This is a genomic window from Oleiphilus sp. HI0132 (genome assembly GCF_001635845.1).
The window spans coordinates 1-1,936 of sequence record NZ_LWGJ01001472.1 but is presented as its reverse complement, the minus strand read 5'-3'; the positions used below and the strand labels follow the sequence as shown (position 1 = coordinate 1,936).

2 protein-coding genes are annotated in these 1,936 nt (G+C 42.5%); one reads left to right on the top strand and one right to left on the bottom strand.

All coding sequences use genetic code 11. From position 1 onward, the window contains the following. A partial coding sequence (locus A3766_RS22825) for an HpaA family protein (protein ID WP_156509058.1) occupies window positions 1-599 on the top strand: 599 nt, incomplete at its 5' end. Window positions 600-762: 163 nt separating this feature from the next. Here A3766_RS22825 and A3766_RS22820 read toward each other — a convergent pair. Beyond that, window positions 763-1,936 (bottom strand): helix-turn-helix transcriptional regulator (locus A3766_RS22820; RefSeq protein WP_197479692.1); only part of this gene is annotated, 1,174 nt, incomplete at its 5' end.

Below are 1,936 nucleotides of genomic sequence, written 5' to 3'. Positions count from 1 at the left end.
CTAAAGGGAATCACGGGTTTAATGCTAATAGTGCGTATAACCAGTCATATAGAAGCCAGCTTATGACTGCATTGAATAATACTTTTGTTTCAAACCTGAGTGACAAAGGTTTCAATATGAAAGGACCTTATCAAACGTTTGATGATATTACGTTTAGTGATAAGAAAAATATGTATTTGTCTGTTGTTCCTCGTCTCACTTTTAATATAAATCAAAAATCAACCGGTGTTGCATGTAAGAGTACTCACTGTACGGACTCAGGTAATATTTACATTAATGGTGAGATGCTTTTGAAGGTTATTGAGCCTTTGACGGGTCAAGCGATGTTGAATAAGAGAATTAATTTGAGTGATTTTGGGATATCAGAGCCTTATACCAAACAGTGGGAGATTAAGAATAGAGGGGGGCTCGTTGGAATGGCGACCAACTCAGTGACCAAGCCTGAGCAACTGCTTGATAATACAGACAAGTCACTTACTAGAGCATTGAATAGCTTTTATGCTAAAGCGGCAGCAAAAATTGATACTTATTTAAGTAGAGATGAGCTGTTAAGCATACAGAAAGATGTTGCTCAGCTTAAAGAGCTTAAAAGGTACTAAATACAATTGATAAGAGCAGTCTGAAGCGATGCAGACAAAAGCAGACTGCTCGTTTTTGAAAGTTATAAGTGAAATTCCTTTGACTCTCTGAAGAGTCAGGGGACTCCCTCCCTCCCCCCAAAAAAAACTAGTCGCAACATTAGAAGGCAGAGCTATAGATGCCTTAAGCCGGCTGTGTTTTGTGTGCCAGGGCCAAGGCTGCGCTACGGTTTTCAACATTAAGCTTGCTGTAGATATTCTTCAAATGCCATTTGGTTGTAGATAAAGCAATACCAGACTGTTTACTGATTTCGGCATTACTTAGGCCGGTGGATAGAAGCTCAAATATTTCGAGTTCCTTGTCGGTCAGCAGGTGAGCTGGTTGAATCAGGTCTTGGAACTTATCACCAGCTGCTACCAAGGTATGAAAAATATCGGTAAAAATGGTGGGCAGGGCCACTCTGGATTCATTAACCGCTTGCTGGAAGAGCAGTTCCAGCCCAGGAGCTTCATCAAATACACTGCGGGAAAAACAGACCAAACCATAACGGCTAATGAGGCGCTTAACCAGACTGATCGCCGCATCAGTGTTACCCTGCCTAAAGGCAATCATGGCGATATTGCAGCGTGCTATCAATACTCGTGAGGTGATATTGTTCCGGTCTAGCAACTGGGCGATATCTTCGAGCAAGTCGCTTGCTTGTTTAAAGCGACCTTTAGATATCAAAAAATATACGGCAGCCAGTGCACCTCTTTCCCGGTGCTCTTCATATTGCCCGGATTTCTGCCAAACTCCTTTATTGATGAACTCATCTAAGTGGTACTTTTCGAAAATGTGCTTACAAACTGAGAAAGAACCGCTACGAAACGCCTGGCGCATTTTTTCGTGAACTACTTGGCTATTAAAGCGCTGATAGTCACCTAAAGATAAAATACGCTCAAGTTGGTCAAGTAAGCGGCTTGCTTTGGACGATTGGTCTTTTATATGAAAAACCCGGGAGCTATATAGATAAACCGTCGCTACTTCTTCCGTTGCGCAGGAGTGGTTAACTAGTGGGATTAATTGCGTGCTCAATTCCAGTGACTTATCCAGCTGATTTTGCTCATATTCTACTACCATCATACCGGTCGCCAGGTTTGCCCATAGCGGGTTTCTGTCACCATGTTTAATAGGCAGAAACACTTCGTTCATCAGTTGAATAGCCTCGACACCCCTGCCTAAATATCGGTCACATAAAATGATGACTAAGCTGGCAAAGCTTTCGAAGAAGTGATGCTGATTCTGGTTCAGGATACTTTTACCCTCATTTGCCAGCCGAAAAGCAGAACTCAAGTTTCCGCTGCACATCAGGGCATAG